Annotated in this window: 22 protein-coding genes; 20 read left to right on the top strand and 2 right to left on the bottom strand. The window is 54.5% G+C overall.

Annotated elements, in window-relative coordinates; genetic code table 11:
• Nucleotides 1-22 precede the first annotated feature (22 nt).
• The 13 genes from fliF to fliR all read left to right on the top strand — a co-directional run bounded on the left by fliF (nt 23) and on the right by fliR (nt 10,784).
• Nucleotides 23-1,720 carry a flagellar basal-body MS-ring/collar protein FliF gene (gene fliF, locus U5L73_RS00105; protein ID WP_322560467.1) on the top strand — a complete coding sequence of 566 codons (1,698 nt, stop codon included), beginning with the start codon at nt 23-25 and terminating at the stop codon, nt 1,718-1,720.
• A gap of 21 nt (nt 1,721-1,741) precedes the next feature.
• Nucleotides 1,742-2,743, top strand: coding sequence for a flagellar motor switch protein FliG (gene fliG / locus U5L73_RS00100; RefSeq protein ID WP_313874164.1), 1,002 nt, complete (start codon nt 1,742-1,744; stop codon nt 2,741-2,743).
• Nucleotides 2,743-3,453, top strand: a complete 711-nt coding sequence (locus tag U5L73_RS00095) for a flagellar assembly protein FliH (protein ID WP_322560466.1) — start codon at nt 2,743-2,745, stop codon at nt 3,451-3,453. Before fliG ends, U5L73_RS00095 begins: the two co-directional genes overlap by 1 nt.
• Complete coding sequence (gene fliI / locus U5L73_RS00090; RefSeq protein WP_322560465.1) at nt 3,440-4,870, top strand: flagellar protein export ATPase FliI; 1,431 nt, start codon at nt 3,440-3,442, stop codon at nt 4,868-4,870. Before U5L73_RS00095 ends, fliI begins: the two co-directional genes overlap by 14 nt.
• The gene (gene fliJ / locus U5L73_RS00085; protein ID WP_322560464.1) at nt 4,867-5,334 is read left to right on the top strand and encodes a flagellar export protein FliJ; all 468 of its coding nucleotides are present in this window, start codon (nt 4,867-4,869) and stop codon (nt 5,332-5,334) included. The genes fliI and fliJ overlap by 4 nt, the downstream gene beginning before the upstream one ends.
• Complete coding sequence (locus U5L73_RS00080) at nt 5,331-6,515, top strand: flagellar hook-length control protein FliK (RefSeq protein WP_322560463.1); 1,185 nt, start codon at nt 5,331-5,333, stop codon at nt 6,513-6,515. The genes fliJ and U5L73_RS00080 overlap by 4 nt, the downstream gene beginning before the upstream one ends.
• 109 nt (nt 6,516-6,624) lie before the next feature.
• Nucleotides 6,625-7,206, top strand: coding sequence for a flagellar basal body-associated FliL family protein (locus tag U5L73_RS00075; protein WP_322560462.1), 582 nt, complete (start codon nt 6,625-6,627; stop codon nt 7,204-7,206).
• An 18-nt stretch (nt 7,207-7,224) separates the two neighbouring features.
• The gene (gene fliM / locus U5L73_RS00070) at nt 7,225-8,229 is read left to right on the top strand and encodes a flagellar motor switch protein FliM (protein WP_322560461.1); all 1,005 of its coding nucleotides are present in this window, start codon (nt 7,225-7,227) and stop codon (nt 8,227-8,229) included.
• Entirely contained in the window at nt 8,219-8,659 is a 441-nt protein-coding gene (fliN, locus tag U5L73_RS00065) for a flagellar motor switch protein FliN (protein ID WP_313874157.1), read from the top strand. The genes fliM and fliN overlap by 11 nt, the downstream gene beginning before the upstream one ends.
• Nucleotides 8,660-8,673: 14 nt before the next feature.
• Nucleotides 8,674-8,961, top strand: coding sequence for a FliO/MopB family protein (locus U5L73_RS17260; protein WP_416221245.1), 288 nt, complete (start codon nt 8,674-8,676; stop codon nt 8,959-8,961).
• On the top strand, nt 8,958-9,722 hold the full coding sequence (fliP, locus tag U5L73_RS00060) for a flagellar type III secretion system pore protein FliP (protein WP_322560460.1): 765 nt from the start codon (nt 8,958-8,960) through the stop codon (nt 9,720-9,722). Before U5L73_RS17260 ends, fliP begins: the two co-directional genes overlap by 4 nt.
• Before the next feature lie 11 nt (nt 9,723-9,733).
• Nucleotides 9,734-10,003 (top strand): flagellar biosynthesis protein FliQ, encoded by a 270-nt coding sequence (fliQ, locus tag U5L73_RS00055; protein WP_313874154.1) that lies wholly within the window; start codon nt 9,734-9,736, stop codon nt 10,001-10,003.
• 13 nt (nt 10,004-10,016) lie between these two features.
• A complete protein-coding gene (gene fliR / locus U5L73_RS00050) occupies nt 10,017-10,784 on the top strand; it encodes a flagellar biosynthetic protein FliR (protein WP_322560459.1) in 768 nt (255 codons plus the stop codon).
• A 3-nt stretch (nt 10,785-10,787) separates the two neighbouring features.
• Here fliR and U5L73_RS00045 read toward each other — a convergent pair whose 3' ends face one another.
• Together U5L73_RS00045 and U5L73_RS00040 are read right to left on the bottom strand one after the other, a co-directional pair.
• Nucleotides 10,788-11,417, bottom strand: coding sequence for a response regulator transcription factor (locus tag U5L73_RS00045; protein WP_322560458.1), 630 nt, complete (start codon nt 11,415-11,417; stop codon nt 10,788-10,790).
• A gap of 4 nt (nt 11,418-11,421) precedes the next feature.
• Entirely contained in the window at nt 11,422-12,540 is a 1,119-nt protein-coding gene (locus U5L73_RS00040) for an ATP-binding protein (protein ID WP_322560457.1), read from the bottom strand.
• 172 nt (nt 12,541-12,712) lie between these two features.
• On the opposite strand from U5L73_RS00040, the gene U5L73_RS00035 reads away from it, so the two are divergent.
• From U5L73_RS00035 to U5L73_RS00005, 7 genes are read left to right on the top strand one after another with little or no spacing between them, the layout of a single operon-like run.
• Nucleotides 12,713-13,156, top strand: coding sequence for a hypothetical protein (locus U5L73_RS00035; RefSeq protein ID WP_322560456.1), 444 nt, complete (start codon nt 12,713-12,715; stop codon nt 13,154-13,156).
• 36 nt (nt 13,157-13,192) lie between these two features.
• Nucleotides 13,193-13,555 (top strand): response regulator, encoded by a 363-nt coding sequence (locus tag U5L73_RS00030; protein WP_313874149.1) that lies wholly within the window; start codon nt 13,193-13,195, stop codon nt 13,553-13,555.
• A 42-nt stretch (nt 13,556-13,597) separates the two neighbouring features.
• Nucleotides 13,598-15,754, top strand: a complete 2,157-nt coding sequence (locus U5L73_RS00025) for a chemotaxis protein CheA (RefSeq protein ID WP_322560455.1) — start codon at nt 13,598-13,600, stop codon at nt 15,752-15,754.
• A 22-nt stretch (nt 15,755-15,776) separates the two neighbouring features.
• A complete protein-coding gene (locus U5L73_RS00020) occupies nt 15,777-16,265 on the top strand; it encodes a chemotaxis protein CheW (protein ID WP_322560454.1) in 489 nt (162 codons plus the stop codon).
• Nucleotides 16,266-16,321: 56 nt separating this feature from the next.
• Nucleotides 16,322-17,158 (top strand): CheR family methyltransferase, encoded by an 837-nt coding sequence (locus U5L73_RS00015; RefSeq protein ID WP_322560453.1) that lies wholly within the window; start codon nt 16,322-16,324, stop codon nt 17,156-17,158.
• A gap of 25 nt (nt 17,159-17,183) precedes the next feature.
• On the top strand, nt 17,184-17,891 hold the full coding sequence (gene cheD, locus U5L73_RS00010; protein ID WP_322560452.1) for a chemoreceptor glutamine deamidase CheD: 708 nt from the start codon (nt 17,184-17,186) through the stop codon (nt 17,889-17,891).
• Between the two features lie 6 nt (nt 17,892-17,897).
• Nucleotides 17,898-18,989, top strand: coding sequence for a chemotaxis response regulator protein-glutamate methylesterase (locus tag U5L73_RS00005; protein WP_322560451.1), 1,092 nt, complete (start codon nt 17,898-17,900; stop codon nt 18,987-18,989).
• The last annotated feature ends 274 nt before the right edge of the window (nt 18,990-19,263 follow it).

The raw sequence follows: 19,263 nt of genomic DNA, 5'->3' as shown, positions 1-19,263 counted from the left end.
CCTCAGCCCTGGAAACCACGACATGCCCGCAGTTGCCACCATTCCTGTGAACCCCACCCTGGGACAGCGCCTCTCGGCGCTAGACCAGGGGCAACGCATTCGCTTGGCCTTGGGTATTGCGCTATTCGTTGCTATTGCCGTAATCGGTATGGTCATGGGGCGCCAAGCAGAGTGGCGGGTGCTTTACTCGAATTTGGCGGACAAAGACGGTGGTGCAGTCATTGCGCAGCTCACCACCATGAACGTTCCCTACAAATACGCCGAGGGCGGCGGCGCCATCATGGTTCCCGCCGATCGGGTGCACGACGTTCGCTTGAAGCTGGCTTCCCAAGGATTGCCCAAAGGCGCTGTCAGTGGCTTCGAGATGATGGAAGCCAACCGCTTCGGCATGACTCAGTTTCAGGAGCGCTTGACGTTCCAACGTGGCTTGGAGGGGGAGTTGACCCGTTCCATCCAGGCGCTGGCCTCTGTCTCCAGTGCCCGGGTGCATCTGGCCCTGCCTAACCAGAACGGCTTTTTCCGGGAGCAGCAAAAGCCTTCCGCCTCGGTATTGCTGAGTTTGCACCCCGGCCGTGGTCTGGACAAAGGCCAGCTTGCCGGCATCGTGCATCTTGTGGCATCTAGCGTGCCTGAAATGAACCCCGCAGCGGTCAGTGTGCTGGACGACACCGGCAAACTGTTATCTGCCAACCCAGATGGTGCGGCCGGTGTGGATGCTGAGCAGTTGCAATATGTGCAGCAGATCGAGCAGATTTATAGCCGACGCATTTTGGACATGCTGGAGCCCTTGGTGGGTAAGGACAATGTGAAGGCGCAAGTCACCGCGGAGCTGGATTTTTCGCAAACCGAAAGCACCACAGAGTCCCACAAGCCCAATCAAACCGCGGACAGCAGTGCGGTGCGGAGCCAGCAGTTGGTGGAGAGTATTAACGGTGCACAGCCAACGCCGCCAGCGGGCATACCGGGCGCTACAACCAACCAGCCACCCGCCCAGGCAGCAGCCCCGATCAACGGACAACAGCAAGTGCTGGCAGCCAATGGTCAAGCGGGTGCAGGTGCGGCGGGTGCCAACAGTTCCTCCAAGAAGGAGTCCATCATCAATTACGAGGTGGACAAAACCATCCGGGTTACCAAGGGCGCAACAGGGGTAATCAAGCGCATCAATGCCGCGGTGGTACTGAACAACCAAAGCTCCACCGACGCGAAAGGCGTTACAACCAGTGTGCCGCTTACCGACGCGCAGCTGGAGAAGATGACCGCCTTGGTTCGAGAAACCGTGGGCTTCAATCAGGGGCGTGGTGATTCTGTTAATTTGATGAACGCTCCTTTTGCCCCTGAAAAAGTCGATGTCAACGAAGTTCCGCTCTGGCGCCAGCCTGAGTTGCAAGACCTGGCCCGCAGTCTGGCTTGGCCTCTGGGTACTTTGGGTATGGCGGCCCTCGTCTTCTTGGGTGTTATTCGTCCAGCCATGAAGGCCTTGACACAGCCGATTCCTGCGGCCGAAAACACGGCGGAGGAAGATTTTGCGCAGTTGGATGCGATCGAGAATGACCAGCCGGAACGCCCACAGCTGACCGGCCCGGACGGCACCAGCAGCGATGCAGCGCAGGCCTCACCAAGTGAACTTCGCTTGGAAGATGCCCGCAAGTTGACCCGTGATAACCCGGCTGCGGTGGCAAACATCGTCAAGGCATGGATGAATGGAGAGGTGCCGGCTTAATCTCCGGCGCAAAATACCACCATGGCAAACGAAGACGGACTCCAAGATGCAGCGATCCTCATGATGTCTCTCGGCGAAGCCGAGGCATCGGAGGTGTTTAAACACCTGTCACCCAAAGAGGTGCAGCGACTGGGGGAGGCGATTGCCAAAACCACCCAGCTCACCCGCGAAAAGGTGGATGAGGTCGTCGATAAATTTACCGGCGTGGCTGCCTCTCAGAGCTTGCTGGTGTCTAACTCGGGCGACTATGTGCGCTCGGTGCTGAAGCTGGCGCTGGGTGACGACAAGGCGGCGCTCTTGATCGACCGTATTTTGCAGGGGGGCGACGTCTCCGGCATCGAAAGCTTGAAATGGATGGATCCGCTTTCTGTGGCGGAGTTGTTGCGCAACGAACACCCGCAAATCGTGGCGGCCATTTTGGTGCACCTGGACTACGACCAGGCCGCTGACGTGCTAAAGAACCTGACTGAGCGGCAACGCAACGAGGTGATGCTGCGTGTGGCCACGATGGAGGGTATCCAGCCCACCGCCCTGAAGGACCTGAATGAAGTGTTGTTCAAGGTGCTGGCAGGGGGGGACAAGGTTCGCAAGTCTTCATTGGGTGGTGTGAAGACAGCGGCTGAGATGATCAACTTGATGGGGACCGCGATCGAGGGTACCGTGATCGAGTCGATCCGCAGCCATGACTCAGATCTGGCCCAGAAGATCATGGACAAGATGTTTGTGTTCGACGATGTCAACAAACTCGACGACAAAGCGATTCAGATGGTGCTCAAAGAAGTGTCTGCGGATGTGCTGGTCGTGGCGCTCAAGGGTGCACAGCCCGAGCTTAAAGACAAGATTCTGGCGAATATGTCGTCGCGCGCTGCGGCAACCCTCAAGGAAGACTTGGAGTCCCGCGGGCCGATGCGCCTCTCCGAAGTGGAAGCGCAGCAGAAAGAAATTCTCAAAATCGTGCGCCGCTTGGCGGACGAAGGTCAGATCGTTATTGGTGGCGGAGGTGGCGACGACGCCATGGTCTGATGAGTCGTAATCAAGCCCGTTTTATCCCCGGCGAAGAAATCGGTTCTGTCACAGACTGGGACTTTGTCGATGTAGACACCTCGAAATCCAAATTCGCGGCCAAGCTGGCAGCTCAGGCTTTGCTGGAAGAGCAGGCCAAAGAGGCCAGCGTCCGCCAGACCTCTTTTTCAGAGGGCCACGCCCAAGGCTACGCTGAAGGTTTTGCCCAGGGGCACGCGCAGGCCACGCTGGAAGGCCAGCGGCAACTCAACGAGTACATTGCCAACGAAAGTCGCTCAACCGCTGACAGCTTTGCCCAGATATTTATGTCCGCGAACGCCCAGCTTGCAGAAGCCGAACAGGTGATGGCAAAAGGCGTGTTGGAGTTGGCCTGTGAACTGGCGCGCCAAGTGTTGCGCCACGAAATGTCCACCAACCCGAATGCCTTGCAACCCGTCGTGCGCGAGGCTTTGAGTGTTCTGGCGATTGATAGCAAGGCAGCATTGGTACGGCTGAATCCCCTCGATATGGAGGTGCTGTCAGAGGTGCTTCGCCAGGAGTTTTCGAATCTGTCTTTGACCCTGCTGCCCGACAGTTCCATCAGCCGCGGAGGCTGCATGGTGGAGTCCGCAGGCACGGTGGTCGATGGCACTGTAGAACAACGCTGGCGCAAAACCGTAGCCACCTTGGGGTTGGATGCGCCATGGGAGCCTGAACATGTCCCCACCTGAGAGCCAGTCATCCGCTTCCACTGAAAAGTGGACCACCTTCCTTGCCCAAGCGCGGGATGCGGTGCGCGAGGAGTCGTCGCTGGAAGTGCGCGGTACGCTGACGAAATTGACCGGCTTAGTGCTGGAAGCCAGCGGAATCCGCGTGCCCGTTGGGTCGCAATGTGTGGTGACGATGCGTGCGCGTGAACCGGTGTTGGCGGAAGTGGTCGGTTTTTCCGGGCACCGGGCGTATTTGATGCCGGCGGGTGATGTGCATGGCCTCTCTAGCGGCGCCGGAGTGGCCGCAGCGCCTGCCTTTGTGCAGGTACCCCGTTTGGGTGAAAAGCCAGCCACTGTGGATGCGGCCTCCGCCGGTATGTTGCGCCTGCCCTTGGGTGACGGACTGTTGGGCCGTGTGGTTGACTCTCAAGGCTACCCCATGGACCGTATGGGCCCATTGGCGGATGTTGCGGCGCGTGTTTTGGACCGCAAGCCCATCAATGCGATGGACCGTGCGCCAGTGCGCGAGGCGCTCGACACCGGAGTGCGCAGTATCAATGCGCTATTGACGGTGGGGCGGGGTCAGCGACTGGGGCTGTTTGCGGGCTCCGGTGTGGGCAAGAGTGTGCTGCTGGGGATGATGGCCCGCTACACCCAAGCCGATGTAATCGTGGTGGGCCTGATTGGCGAGCGGGGCCGTGAAGTCAAAGAATTCATCGAAGACATTTTGGGCGTGGATGGGCGTGCCCGATCGGTCGTGGTTGCTGCTCCGGCAGATGCGCCGCCCTTGCTGCGTATGCAGGGGGCTACCTATGCCACGGCGATTGCAGAGTATTTCCGCGATCAAGGCCGGCATGTGTTGCTGCTGATGGATTCGCTCACGCGTTACGCCATGGCACAGCGCGAAATTGCCCTGGCCATTGGGGAGCCACCCGCGACCAAGGGGTATCCGCCTTCATGCTTTGCCAAGCTGCCCCAACTGGTTGAGCGCAGCGGCAATGGATTGAATGGTGTGGGGTCGATCACTGCGTTTTACACCGTGCTGTCAGAGGGGGATGACCAGCAGGATCCGATTGCGGATGCTGCGCGCGCCATTCTCGATGGCCATATTGTGCTGTCACGTGCCCTGGCAGAGTCGGGCCACTACCCGGCCATTGATGTGGAGCAATCGGCATCCCGGGTGATGCACAACGTGGTGGACCGGGGGCATTTTGAGCAAGCTCGCCGGTTCCGCAGCCTCTATTCCCGGTACCAGAAGGGCCGTGATTTAGTGCAAATAGGCGCCTATGCGCCGGGCTCTGACCCGATGTTGGACGAAGCCATTGCATTGCAACCCGGCATGCATCAGTTTTTACAGCAGGATATGTTTGAGGCGGCACCCATGGAGCAAACGCTGGCAGAGCTGGCGATGAGCACTTCTGTAGAGGCCTTGCCATGAGTGACTCAACTGGCTTGCTGCTGGCGATTTCCTTGGCGGAGCGCAAGCGTGACGCGGTGGTGCAGCAGTTGGCCCAGAGTCAGCAAAATGTGCGCTCAGCGTTAGACCAACTGGAGCAACTGCGGTCGTATGCCGGTGATACCGACGGGCGTTGGGTCCGCAATGGCACGGTGGGTTTGTCCGTGGAGTTATTGAAGCATCACTACCAATTCAGTGGGCGCCTGCAGCAGGCCATGGTGATGCAAGACGGCGTGATCGCCAACCTCCGCCGTCAGGCAGAGCTGGCGCAAAAGCAATTGCAGGCCGCGGAATCTCGATTGTCTGGGCTGAAAACGGTGTTATCCAAGCGGCGTGCTGAGGCGGAACGCTTGGCCCGGCGCCGGGAGCAAGCTGATATGGATGAAATGGCAGCGCAGCTTTTTGCGCGAACCCGCGCTTTTAACCTCCAGGGTGAAATGCTATGACGATTGAACTTGCCCCCAAAGCACAGCCCGCCCCTGCGAAGGAATCTGCGCCCCAAGTGAATAAAAAGGCGTCGGCTGAGAGCACCGCCAGTACGCCTGCGGGGCCCAGTTTCTGTGCGATTCTGGAAGGTATAGACGAAGCGCCTGCTGGCAATCTCGTTCCCGGGGGAACGCTGGATGGCGGGTTGCCACTGGTGGGCGATGCTGTGCCGCTTCAAAGTGATGTGGCCGGTGTTGCCGTGGATGACAAGGCGAAAGGGCTACTTGGTGATGCAGCGTTCTTGGCATTACTGGGCGTAACTCCGCCTGCAGTGGCCATCGCTACCCCTGCGGAGGGTGTAGTGCCGAAGCCGGCCAAGCTGCAGAGCTCGGAGGGGGGCGCATCCCTGGTCGGTGTGCTGGATGCGGGAGCCAAGAAAGCGCCTGTAGCTCCGACAAAGTCTGGCCGTGATGCGCTGCTTGCAGCTGCGGACGCGGCCAGTGAATCAGCGCTGGGTAATGCTGGAGATCGCACTACGGCGGCCAGCCCGGGCTTGCTGATGCCGCCCAAAGATGTGATGCCAGAGCGCATTCAGCGCATGTCGCAGGAGGCAATCGTTTCGATGTTCAAAGGTGTTGAGGCGATCCCTGTAGCCGGCGCTACTTTGCGGGACCGTGTGCAGGAGCCCGGTACGTCGACGCGGGGTGCCGGTTCTGATGCCCTCGCGCCACTGAGCGGTTTGCAGCAGAGCGCCGGTGGCGCCATGGGCGTGGATGGCGTGTTTGCCGGATCCGCTACCGAGGCCATGGGCGAGCAGTTTTCTGAAGACGTAAAGTATTGGGTCGGGCAGGACATGCAAAAGGCGGAACTCACGCTTGACGGGTTCGGGCAATCTGCTGTCGAGGTGAGTATTTCTTTGCAGGGTAATGAAGCGCATGTGGCCTTCCGTACGGATGAGGCACAAACACGTGATGCGCTGTCTAGCGCCAGCACGCAGTTACAAGATGCCTTGAACCGTCAGGGAATGAGCTTGGCGGGGGTGTCGGTAGGTACATCCAATGCGGGAGATTCACGCGATAAGGCGGGTCAAGGTCAGAGTTCTCCATGGCGTCGCGCTCGCGTAGAGGGTGCAGAAGATGTTGCGGTATCCAGCGGCATAAAGCCCCTCAATTCAGGGCGGAACATTGATTTGTTTGTTTGAGTGATTTGGTGACAATGCAGAGAAACACCAAATAACCCCCCTTATTCATCTTTTGACTGAAGGTCAGCGTTGAATAATCCAACCAACAATAAGCCATAGAGGTACCTACGTGTCAGCAAAACCAGAAGCAGCCGATGCAGCTCCCCCTCCCGCTAAAAGCAAAAAGATGCTGATCATCATTGTTGCTGCGGTCTTGGTCCTAGTACTTGGAGGTGGCGGCGCTTTTTTCTTCATGAGTAAGCAAAAGGCGGCGGCCGAAGAGGGCGGAGAAGAAGCTGCACCTCCACCGCCAAAAGCAGCTGTTGCGCATGTAGACCCGAAGACGCCCCCCGTTTATCTGCCCATGGATCCGATGGTGGTGAATCTGTCAGATCCCGGCGGTGAGCGGGTTGCTCAAATTGGGATTACCTTGGAAGTGATCGATGCGAAAGCATCGGACACGGTGAAAGCCTATCTGCCGACTATTCGCAGTAGCGTATTGATGCTGATTTCTCAACGGACCGCAGATGAGTTGCTGAAGTCAGAGGGCAAGGAAAAGTTGGTGGAAGACATATTGAAAGCTGCATCGGTTCCATTTGGGGGCAGCATGGATGAGGAAGAGGAATCCACCTCGAAGAAAAAGAGGAAGAGAGCGGTGCAGGTGCAGTACCCGGTAACGGGTGTGTTGTTTTCGAGCTTTATCGTCCAGTAAACGGAGTTTCAGCCGGCTATGAGCGAATCCTTTCTTTCCCAAGAAGAGGTCGATGCCTTACTTGAGGGGGTTACTGGTGAGAGCCAGAAAACCGTCGAGGAAGCCGCCGAGCATGGTGAGGTGCGCTCGTACAACATCTCCAGCCAAGAGCGCATTGTTCGCGGGCGTATGCCCACGATGGAGATCGTGAATGAGCGGTTTGCCCGTAATTTGCGGGTGGGGCTTTTTAACTTTATCCGGCGCAGCCCTGAGATCTCGGTGGGTCCGGTGGCTGTGCAGCGCTATAGTGCCTTCCTCCGTGAGTTGGCGGTGCCGACAAACTTCAATATCGTTGCCATCCGACCCTTGCGTGGTAGCGGTCTGATTGTTTGTGAGCCGGCGCTGGTGTTTGGTGTGATCGACACGCTCTACGGCGGGATCGGGAAATTCCAGACCCGGATTGAGGGGCGTGATTTTTCTGCCACCGAGCAGCGCGTCATCAACCGCTTGGTCGATGTCATTACGACCGAATACAAGAAAGCATGGAAGGGCATTTATCCTTTGGAGCTGGATTACCAGCGCTCGGAAATGCAGCCGCAGTTCGCGAATATTGCGACGCCGAGTGAGATCGTGATTGCGACCTCGTTCCAATTGGAAATTGGAGATATCACCGGCGCGATTCATTTTTGCTTTCCCTATTCCACCCTGGAGCCGATTCGGGATGTGTTGTATTCGTCGACCCAAGGGGACTCGATCGAGGTTGACCGGCGGTGGGTGAATGTGCTGACGCGCGAGATCCAGGCCGCGGAGGTCACGCTGGTGGCAGAGCTTGCACGCGCGGATGCAACGGTGGAGCAACTTCTGGGAATGAAAAAAGGGGATTTCATCGAGTTGGATCGGGCTTCTCGTATTCAAGCTACTGTCGACGGGGTACCGATCTTCGAGTGCCAGTACGGTACGCACAATTCAAAATACGCGCTGCGCATAGAAAAGGCGCTTCGCGGCAATGATCAAAATTGGTTGGGAGAACGAAATGCCATCTGAAGACAAACCCGAAGAGAGTCAACCCGCTGCTGACGACGGCATGGCGGACTGGGCGGAAGCGTTACTGGAGCAGAAGTCCACAGATGCCAGCGCTGGAGCTCCGTCTGGCGGGCCTCTTTTCGGCGAGACCCCTAAGCCGTTCTCGGCGTCTACAGACGGGCAGGTGAATGACATCAACATGGTGCTGGATATTCCGGTTCAGCTCTCGGTAGAGCTGGGGCGCACCAAGGTGCCCATCAAGCACATCCTGCAGCTTGGGCAAGGGTCAGTGGTCGAGCTGGATGCGCTTGCGGGCGAGCCCATGGATGTGTTGGTCAATGGCTACTTGATCGCGCAGGGCGAAGTGGTCGTGGTGAACGATAAGTTCGGTATACGATTGACGGATGTTGTCACTCCATCTGAGCGGCTTAAACGTGTCAGTCGAAATTAAACCGGCGAGTGCCGATGTCATTGCAATTTTTACCCGTCATATTGTTTTTGCTGGGTTTGGCTTGCCTGCCCTTTTTGATCCGCTGGCTCAAATCCCGAATTCCGCAGCCTTTGCATCTTGTGAGTGCCCAGAATAAGGTGATTTCTGCAGTTGCCGTGGGTCCTCATCAGCGTGTCGTTACTGTCGAAGTCGGCCCCTCGAATGATCGTGTTTGGCTGACCCTCGGAGTGACCACAAATAGCATCCAGTGTTTGCATACAAGCGCCGCTCCAGCTGCAGAATCGGCCGGTGAGGTGATATGAGAGTCTCTGGAATTCCCCGTCGTCTTCTGCTTGTTATTGCGGCGCTGGCCGCTTTTTTTTCTCATGGCGCGGCGTTTGCGCAAGCGGCAGGGCAGTTGCCTCTTCTCGTCGGTACAGGTGCAGGTGGGACCAATTTTTCGGTTCCTATCCAGACCCTGCTGTTTTTCACGGCACTGTCTTTCATTCCCGCGATCGTTTTGATGATGACGGGTTTTACCCGCATCGTTATTGTTCTCTCCCTGCTGCGCCAAGCCTTGGGTACCCAGTCTGCGCCACCGAATCAAGTCATTGTGGGCCTTTCTTTGTTCTTGACGTTTTTTGTCATGGGACCGACTTTTGACCGGATCTACGCCGAAGCCTATCAGCCGTACTCTCAAGGAACGTTGTCGTTTGAGCAAGCTCTGCAAAAGGGAGAGGTTCCGATTCGGAGCTTCATGGTCAAGCAAACGCGGCAGTCTGATTTCTCATTGTTTGCGAAACTTGCCAAGTTGCCGGCAGATGTCACCGCAGAAACGGCGCCTATCCGGGTGTTGGTGCCTGCCTTCGTGATCAGCGAGTTGAAGTCCGCCTTTCAGATCGGCTTCATGATTTTTATTCCTTTTTTGGTCATCGACATTGTGGTCGCCAGTATCTTGATGTCACTCGGGATGATGATGTTGTCACCTGTTTTGGTCGCCTTGCCATTCAAATTGATGCTCTTCGTCTTGGCTGATGGGTGGAATTTGCTCATCGGCTCTTTAGCAGCCAGCTTCGTGACCTGAGGATTGTTTTAATGAATGCCCAAACCGTGTTGACCCTGGGTCAAGAAGCGCTACTCATGTTGTTGATGGTGTCAGCGCCAGTACTGGGAACGGCGCTCTTGGTGGGTTTGCTGGTGAGTTTGTTTCAAGCCGTGACGCAGATCCATGAAGCTACTTTGGCATTTGTTCCCAAACTTTTGGCGGTGATCGCTGTATTCGCTGTCGCGGGGCCATGGATGTTGACCATGCTGGTGGAGTACATACGACGGATGTTGGAAGCGATACCAACGTCTGTGGTCTAGCCTTGGGCGAGCGGTGATTTCTTTTGACGAGGCACAGATCGCCCAATGGCTCTCGCCAATCTTCTGGCCCTTTTTGCGAATTTTGGCGGTTTTTACTTCCGCTCCGGTGCTTTCGTCTCGCGCCTTTCCTATGCGGGCAAAGGTTGCGCTGTCCTTTTTAGTGGCATTGGCAGCGCAAGCGACCCTGCCTGAGGCTCCCGTTATCTCCGTCTCAGACCCCCGAGCGTTGGCAGTGGTGATGCAGCAAGTGGTGATCGGTTTGTCAATCGGTTTTGCTGTTCGGTTGGTTTTTGCGTCTGTCGAGCTCGCTGGTGAAGTAGTTGGATTTCAAATGGGGCTCAACTTCGCGGCTTTTTTTGACCCGTCCATGAATACCCAATCGAGTGCAGTCGCTCGGTTTTTCGGTCAGATGGCGTCGTTGCTTTTTGTCGTCATGAACGGACATTTGATGGTGCTGATGGCCGTTACCCAAAGCTTTGTGGCTTTTCCGGTTTCGCCGAATTTCTTGCAAGAGTTGGCCTCTATGCAGCTGCAGAAACTAGGCGCCGAAGTGTTTGCGAGTGCGCTCTGGATTGCCTTGCCAATGGTCGGAATCTTGTTGTTCACCAATATGGCGCTAGGGATCATTTCTCGCGTGTCGCCACAGATGAATATTTTTGCAATCGGTTTTCCGATTACGCTAGTCGTCGGCATTCTGGCGATCGCGATTACTTTACCGATGCTCGATCAGCCCTTTATGGCGCTGATGATTCGGGTTGTAAGTCTGTTCGGAATGGGTTGACGTTTACACCAGAGCGTTGCGGATGGCGTAAACAGTGAGTTCCGCGTTGTTCGATAACGCGAGTTTTTCCAAGAGGCGTGCCCTGTAGACGCTGACGGTCTTGGGGCTCAGCATCAGATCCTCGGCGATATCAGAGAGCTTCTTCCCGGATGCAATTTTGATCAGCGTTTGCATTTCTCGCTCCGATAGCTTCGCATGCAAGGTTTCATGCTCCGGTGTGTTCAAGCTTTCTACCAACAGCTCCGATACGGCAGCCGTCAAATATCGTTTCCCGGCATGAATTTGTTGGATCGCCTTCACCAGATCAGCTGGTTCTCCCGATTTATTGAAGTACCCGGATGCGCCTGCTTTGAGACATCGGAGCGCATATTGATCCTCGGGGTACATCGAGACGACTAGTGTTTTGATGTGCGGCTGGGATTCTTTCAAGGGAGGAATAATTTCCAGCCCACCCCTTCCCGGGAGGTTCAGGTCGAGGACCAGGATGTCGCAGCGAACTGAGCGAAGCACATTTTTCAGCTCTGCCTGACTGCCGGCCTCGCCGGTGACAATGATTTGCCCAGAGTCGCTAAGCGTGTCTTTGATGCCCCGGCGGATCATTGCGTGGTCATCGCAAAGTACAACGTGAATCATTTCCTCAATCTCCCTGTCGATTGTCGGCTGCCCAAGAGAGCGGTGCGGTGAGGGTAATCGATGTCCCGCGCTTAGGAGTGCTGCTGATATCAAGCCATCCACCGATCGATTCTGCGCGCTCGCTAAGGCCTTTGAGTCCGAAGCCTCGGCTGGATTGGAGTCTGCTCAATTCAAATCCGGGTCCGCTGTCGCGGATCTCGATCGTTAAAGTGCCTCCGGCATCTGACACCTCGACGCTGACGTCCGATTGGGGGGCGTATTTACCTGCATTGGTCAACGCTTCCTGCACTATGCGGTACGCAGCCAGCCTGAATGCATCCGGCAGAGCCTCTGAGGTAAGGTCGTTGATGAGGTTCACTGTCTTGCCGGTGCGCCTGCTATGTCCTGCGGTTAGCCATTCGACGCACGCGCTAAGCCCTTGATCCAGGATGGCAGGGCGGGTGTTTTGCATGATCCTCTGCGTGGCTGCAAGAGCAAGACTCAGCATTTCCTCTGCGGCAACCAGTCGCGTGAGCGTGGGCTGATGATCTGAGTGCCTCTTGATCCAGGCTAGGTCAAGTTTGAGCGCGGTGAGTGAGCCACCGATATCGTCGTGAATCTCTCTCGATATGGCTGCTCTCTCAGCCTCTAGGGAAGTCTGTAAGTGCCTAGCGAGCTCTCTAATTCGCTGTTCTGACAGCGAAAGAGCCTGCTGGGCTTTGATTCGCTCTTCTTCTGTCTTATGAAGGTGCATCGCCCGCTGAATCACTCGGCCGATTTCAGCGATTCGATCTTTGTGCAAATAGTCCGAAATTCCGGTTTGAATGGCACTGACAGCTGCTTGTTCACCAATTGCCCCTGAGACGATGACGCACGGCGGATGACTTGGCAGTGATTGAATCTGTGACCACGCTTCTAAGGCTGTAAAGCCCGGTAGCCGGAAGTCCATCAGAATGATGTCGAAGCTTTGCGTGTGCATGGCTTCCATGAAGGCGGCCTGCTCATCGAGCCTGAGAAACTGAGCCTGAAGGCCTGATTCGCGAACTGCGCGAACTAGCAAGCGGTGGTCGATTTCTGAATCCTCTAAGTGGAGTACTTTTACAGGGTTACCTATTGGTTCAGACTCTTGGTTCGGGGCTATCATGCAATCGATTATGAGTCGCTCGATGAGCAAACAAAGGCTTTTATTCTGCCGAAGTAATTGATTTTTTCCTAAAATTTGTTAATCTTGCAGCTTGTGCAATGAGGAGTAAGCGCTCAGCTTTCAAATCGGGCGTAGGATAGCGAACAAGACAGGCCTCAGAGGAAGAATGACAATGGAACCATCGTTGACGCCACCTGCTGCTCCGGCTGTACAGCTGCCTGTAATGTTGGTGGCCGAAGTGCAAGACTCCTTATTGGTGGTCGTGCATGACCTAACCCGTTTGGATGGCTTGCTTGCGCACACCATGGAAAATCTCATGGAGCGCTTTACATCTGCGAGCGCCCACTTAGCTTCGCCTGCCTTAGTGCAATCCGAGGAGCTGGATCAGGTTCGTAAGGCGTTGCATGCAGCGGTTACTGAATTGCAGTTCCAGGACATGGCGTCTCAGCTGATTGTTCACACATCCAAGATACTGCAAGGCTGCGCCTACCGTTTGGCTTCAGAATCGATGGGGAGTGAGGATGGTGAAGCGGTGCCCTTTGTTGATGAAGTGCCAGAGCGTCCCAATCCGGTGACTCAAGATGAGATGGACGCTGGATCCATTGAGCTTTTTTAAGATAAATAAATTACTGCGTTTTTTTCGGAGCTTCTCATGCCTTTAATTCTTGCTGTTGACGATTCCCCTTCCATGCGAAAGATGGTGTCTTTCACTTTGACAGGTGCGGGCTACCAAGTGGTGGAAGCAGTGGATGGTCAAGACGCCTACGAAAAAGCACAAACTCAGACTTTTGACTTGGTTCTGACGGACCAGAATATGCCGCGATTGGACGGATTGGGCCTGACACGCAAGCTCCGCGAGCATCCGAACTTTCAGTCGACGCCCATATTGATGTTGACCACAGAGTCCAGTGATTTGATGAAGCAGGCAGGGCGTGCCGCAGGCGCCACCGGCTGGCTGGTGAAGCCGTTCGACCCTGCGAAATTGCTGGATGTCATTAAAAAAGTTATTCGATAAGTTGGCGGGGACGTCGTTGGTTCTCAATAACAGGAGTTAGGTATGGCTGAGACGCATCAAGACAGCGGTTCTGGCGGAGACTTCGATCTCAGTCAGTTCTATCAAATTTTCTTTGAAGAAGCTGGTGAGAATCTTGACCAGATGGAGCAAATGCTGCTCAATTTGAATCTGGAAACCGCGGATGATGAAGAGCTCAACGGTATCTTTCGATGCGCTCACTCTGTGAAGGGCGGAGCCGCCACCTTTGGCTTTGCTGATGTCGCTGAATTGACCCATCAAATGGAGTCCTTGCTGGACCGTCTGCGTCGGCATGAGTTGCAGCCGACCGCAATAATGGTTGACGTGCTTTTGGAGTCTGCCGATGCGTCCCGCAGTCTGTTGGCACGTCATCAAGCGGGAGATGAGGGTGAGGCACTACCTACGGCTGATCTTGTTAGGCGCATCAGCATCTTGGCTGCTGGCGGCGATTTAGCCTCACAGAAGCCTGCGGCTTCAGCAGCAGCTCCAGCCAAGGCTGCTCCAGCTCCGGCTCAAGGTGCGACTCCTAAACCAGTTGCCAAGATAAGCGGCGACCGAGAGTTAGTGATTACTATCGGCCCCTTGGATCGGCCTGATCAGGCTGATGCGATCCAAGAATTGTTTCGAGATATCCCGGGTCTAGGTTCCATCCATCCTGCTGAGTCTGTTAACGGTTCTCATCGAGTGTTCAAGGCAACGACGGCCTCTAGCGATGAAGATTTGTTGGACTTGTTTGCATTCCATGTGGCGCGAGATAAAGTCCAGATCGAACAAAAAGCCGACGAACCTGCAGTGGACGAAGGTTTCGGCTTTTTTGACGGTGCAGCCGGTTCCCCCGGGGCGGTAGCAGAAGAGCCGAAAGCGCCGGCCGCGGAAAAAGGCTTCGGCTTCTTTGATGGTTCTCCTGGTGCTCCTAATCAAGCTATTGAGCAACCCTCGGTGGCGACCATCTCTCAAGAAATTGTTCCTGCATCCAAGGTTCCCCCCAAGGTGGGTCCGGCCGTTGCCTCACAGCCAGAGGCTGCAACGATCCGCGTTGCCATCAGCAAAGTGGATCAGTTGATCAACTTGGTAGGGGAGTTAGTGATTACCCAAGCGATGTTGGCGCAGAACAGCAGGGCGCTGGACCCTGCTGTTTATCAGCAATTACTGACCGGTCTTGCGGACTTGGATCGCAACACGCGAGATCTGCAAGAGTCAGTGATGTCGATTCGAATGATCCCGATGTCCATCGTTTTCAGTCGTTTCCCGCGAATGCTCCGTGATCTTGCAAGTAAGCTGGGAAAAAAAGTCGAGTTTGTGACGCAAGGCGAGGCCACCGAGCTGGACAAGGGCTTGGTTGAAAAAATTACAGATCCTCTGACCCACTTGGTGCGTAACAGCTGTGATCATGGAATTGAAATGCCCGCTGAACGTATCGCTGCAGGCAAGTCAGAATCTGGAACGATCACGCTATCCGCATCGCACCAAGGCGGATCAATTGTGATCGAGGTGCGTGACGATGGTCGAGGCTTGTCGCGCAGCAAAATACTTAACAAAGCACGCGAGCGCGGCTTGGATGTGTCTGACCAGATGTCAGACGCCGAAGTGTGGCAATTGATCTTCGCTCCCGGGTTTTCTACGGCAGCGGTCGTAACCGACGTTTCTGGCCGCGGCGTAGGTATGGATGTTGTCAAGAAAAACATCGCAGCATTGAACGGCACCGTTGACATTGATTCTGCAGAAGGGTACGGAATGAAAGTTTCCGTGCGCTTGCCTCTCACTCTTGCAATTATGGACGGCATGTCTGTAGGGGTCGGGGAGGAGGTTTACATCCTTCCTCTGTCGTCAGTTATCGAATCGTTCCAAGTGAAGGCAGAGGCGGTCAGCACGGTCGGCCAAGGCTCTCAACTTGTTAAAGTTCGTGATGAGTACATGCCCGTCATCGAGTTGGAGAAAGTCTTCCAGATTCCTCGCTTTGATTTTGAAAAATCGAGTGACATCATGGTGGTGGTGGAGGCTGATGGCAGCCGAGTAGCGTTGCTCGTTGATGAGCTCCTGGGGCAGCAACAAGTGGTAGTTAAGAACTTAGAGTCCAACTACCGAAAAGTTCCGAACGTATCGGGGGCCACGATTCTCGGTGATGGCAAGGTTGCGTTGATTTTGGATACCGGTGCCTTGGTGCGACGGTCCCGTCACTGACACGCGCATAAAGGAGACTGATATGGGAATGATGGAAAAGCTCAGCGACCTTACAGTCGAAGGAGCCCGAGAGTACCTAACCTTTCGGCTCGATCAAGAGGAATATGGAATAGATATCCTGAAGGTGCAGGAAATACGCGGGTATGAGCCTCCAACCAGAGTGGCGAATGCACCGTCCTTTATCAAAGGCGTTGTTAATTTGCGTGGCACTATTGTCCCGATTGTGGACATGCGCTTGAAATTTAATTGTTCAAAGTCCGAGTACAACTCCTTCACCGTGGTGATCGTCCTTAACTTAAGGAACAGAATTGTTGGCATCGTGGTGGACTCTGTTAGCGACGTCATGGAGTTGCCTCCGGAGAGCTTGAAAGCGGCACCTGACATTGAGAGCGTTATTGATAGTGCTGCAGTTCTGGGGCTGGGCTCGATCGGAGAGCGGATGCTGATCTTGTTGGATATCGAGAAATTGATGTCAGCGCCTGAGATGGGGTTGGTATCAATGGATGACTAAGTGCGATCGATAGCGCGCTAGGTTTTGCGAACACAGGCAATCCGTGGAAGGTAGAGATGTCCCCGAATGCTCAAGATGAAATGCAAGGTCGAGAGTTCTTGTGGACGAGTGCTGATTTTGATCATGTCCAGAAGCTGATTTATCAGCGTGCGGGTATAAGTTTGCACGATGGAAAGCACGCCATGGTCTACAGCAGGCTTTCGCGGCGCTTGCGAGAGACTGAACACAATAGTTTTCGAGAGTATTTGCGTTGGCTTGAAGCGACCGACGGCCCAGAGTGGCAGGAATTCGTTAATGCTTTGACGACCAATTTGACATCTTTTTTTCGTGAAGGTCATCATTTTCAGGTCTTGGCGGAATACCTCCGGTCGATCCAGTCCGCGGGGGGCTGCAGAATGTGGTGTAGTGCAGCCTCAACAGGGGAGGAACCATATTCCATCGTGATGACTGCGACAGAGGCGTTGGGTTCCAATGGAAACTTTTCGTTGATTGCGAGTGATATTGACTCCAAAGTACTGCATACCGCTTCGCAAGGAATATACAAGTCGGATTCTTTGAAGGGACTCGACCAAGCCAGGTTACATCGATTTTTCATGCGAGGAAAGGCCGGGAACGCCGGCATGGCAAAAGTAAAGCAAGAGTTGCGGTCAAAGATCGATTTTCTTATTGTGAATCTGATCCGTAACGATTGGCCTTTTCGCGATCCTTTCGACGTAGTGTTCTGTCGCAATGTAATGATCTATTTTGATGCGGCAACGCAGAGACAAGTTCTAGAGCGGATTCACAAAGTGATGAAGCCCGGTGCGTTGCTATTTGTCGGACATGCGGAGAACTTCAGTGACTCCAGGGACTTGTTTGCCCTCAAGGGTAAGACCGTTTACGAGCGGGTGTAGCAGCCTAGATTGAAAAAGCCTATCCATGTCTATGATCACCTTCTCTACCGGTTCCCAGCAACCTAAGCCCTTGGGCGGCGGGCTTGGTGGTTCCAAGCTTTTGGCCAGTGGTCGGGTCTCGCGCGTCGATCATCTAAAGGCGCAACCCCGGAAGCCGGGGGAGGCTTCTTTTTTCTACGCCGATCATCATTTCCAGTACGACGCTGTGAAAGTGCTCCCCGGAGAGTACTTTGTATCGAATGAAGAAATTGTCATCATGACAGTGTTGGGTTCTTGTATTGCAGCTTGTTTGTGGGACGGGAAGGCAAGAGTAGGGGGCATGAACCACTTTATGTTGCCAGATGGCGAAGGCGGCGATGGCTCTGGGCGCTATGGCTCCTTCGCAATGGAGCTTTTAATCAACGAAATGTTGAAGCTGGGTGCCCGCCGAGAAACAATGCAAGCCAAAATCTTTGGGGGCGCTCAAGTGATGGCCGGGTTCACCACTATGAACGTTGGCGAGCGGAATACCAAGTTTGTGATTGACTATCTGTCGACGGAGCGGATTCCTGTGGTTTCACAAGACGTTTTGGACATCCACCCAAGGAAAGTTTGTTTTTTTCCAACCAGTGGTAAGGCCTTGGTGAAGCGGTTAGCACACTCTCATCCTGAGACACTCGTCGTCGAGGAGCGCAAAGGTAATGCCGCCACTGTGGCTAAATCTAACGCTGGCGGATCCGTAGACCTTTTTTAATCGGTAATGAAGAAAATTCGTGTTTTGGTTGTCGATGACTCCGCTTTGGTGCGCAGCTTGTTGACCGAGATTTTGAACAAGCAGGCTGATATTGAGTGCGTTGGTGCGGCCAATGATCCTTTGATTGCTCGTGAAATGATTCGTGAGCTGGATCCTGACGTGATCACTTTGGATGTGGAGATGCCAAAAATGGACGGGCTCGAATTTTTGTCGAGGCTGATGCGTCTACGTCCGATGCCTGTTGTCATGATTTCAACGCTTACTGAGCGAGGTGCCGAGGTGACTATGCGGGCGCTTGAACTTGGGGCCATCGATTTTGTGGCTAAACCTCGTATTGGGCTGGTTGACGGTATTCGTGAGCTTTCTGCGAGTATTGTCGAAAAGGTTCGTATTGCCTCCAAAGCGAAGATTCGCCGACATCCCGAAAGACCGATTGGAGGTGGCCAGTCCGTTCATAACTCAGCACCTATACCAAGCGTGTCTGTTGGTCTAGTTGGTCATGTCTCAACTGAAAAGCTTGTGTGCATAGGTGCTTCCACTGGAGGTACGGAGGCGATCAAAGAGGTTCTCATGCGGTTGCCATCTAACGCCCCCGGCATAGTCATTACACAGCACATGCCGCCTGGATTTACCGCTAGCTTCGCGGCCCGTTTAAATAGTCTTTGCCAAATTGTGGTGCAAGAGGCCATAAACGGTCAGCGAATATTGCCCGGACACGCCTATATCGCTCCCGGAGGCAAGCAGTTTCGGGTTGATCGCAGCGGGGCTAATTACGTGTGCGTTGTTGAAGAAGGAGAGCCTGTTAACAGGCATAAACCCTCGGTCGAAGTACTTTTTCTCTCGGTAGCTAAGGCTGCTGGTCGGAACGCGATTGGTTTGATGCTCACTGGCATGGGGGGTGATGGCGCAAAGGCCATGAAGACCATGAAAGATGCTGGCAGCTATAATTTTGTGCAAGATGAAGCTTCTTGTGTAGTGTTCGGGATGCCTCGCGAAGCGATCCAAGCGGGTGCTGCTGATGAGGTTTTGCCCCTGATGGATATGGCTGAGGCAGTGCTCACTCGATTGAAGAGCTCCGGTGATCGCTACCGCATCTAACGCACTCTCTTGAAAGAGCACCTTGTGCTCGCAGTGCTAAAAAAAGCAAGAATATGCTCTCGAGTGTACTGATGCACTTAAAAGTGTGTCATAATTGAAGGCTTCGCTGATTGCAGCGGGCTAAGAAATCTGAAAAGATTTCTGATCATTAAAAATTTACAGCCGATAAGCGTGGGCGTTTGAAAGTGATTGCCAAGTTCTTTTGGAACTAGTCGCAAGACTTTAAACGCTCATGAATGAAAAAAGATGTGAAATTCAGAAATGAAGTTCATGT

Origin of the sequence: Rhodoferax sp., from assembly GCF_034520025.1 — a bacterium.
Taxonomy (GTDB): Bacteria; Pseudomonadota; Gammaproteobacteria; order Burkholderiales; family Burkholderiaceae_C; genus Allorhodoferax.
The sequence above is the reverse complement of the archived record's forward strand: the minus strand, read 5'-3'. Positions and strand labels throughout refer to the sequence as shown.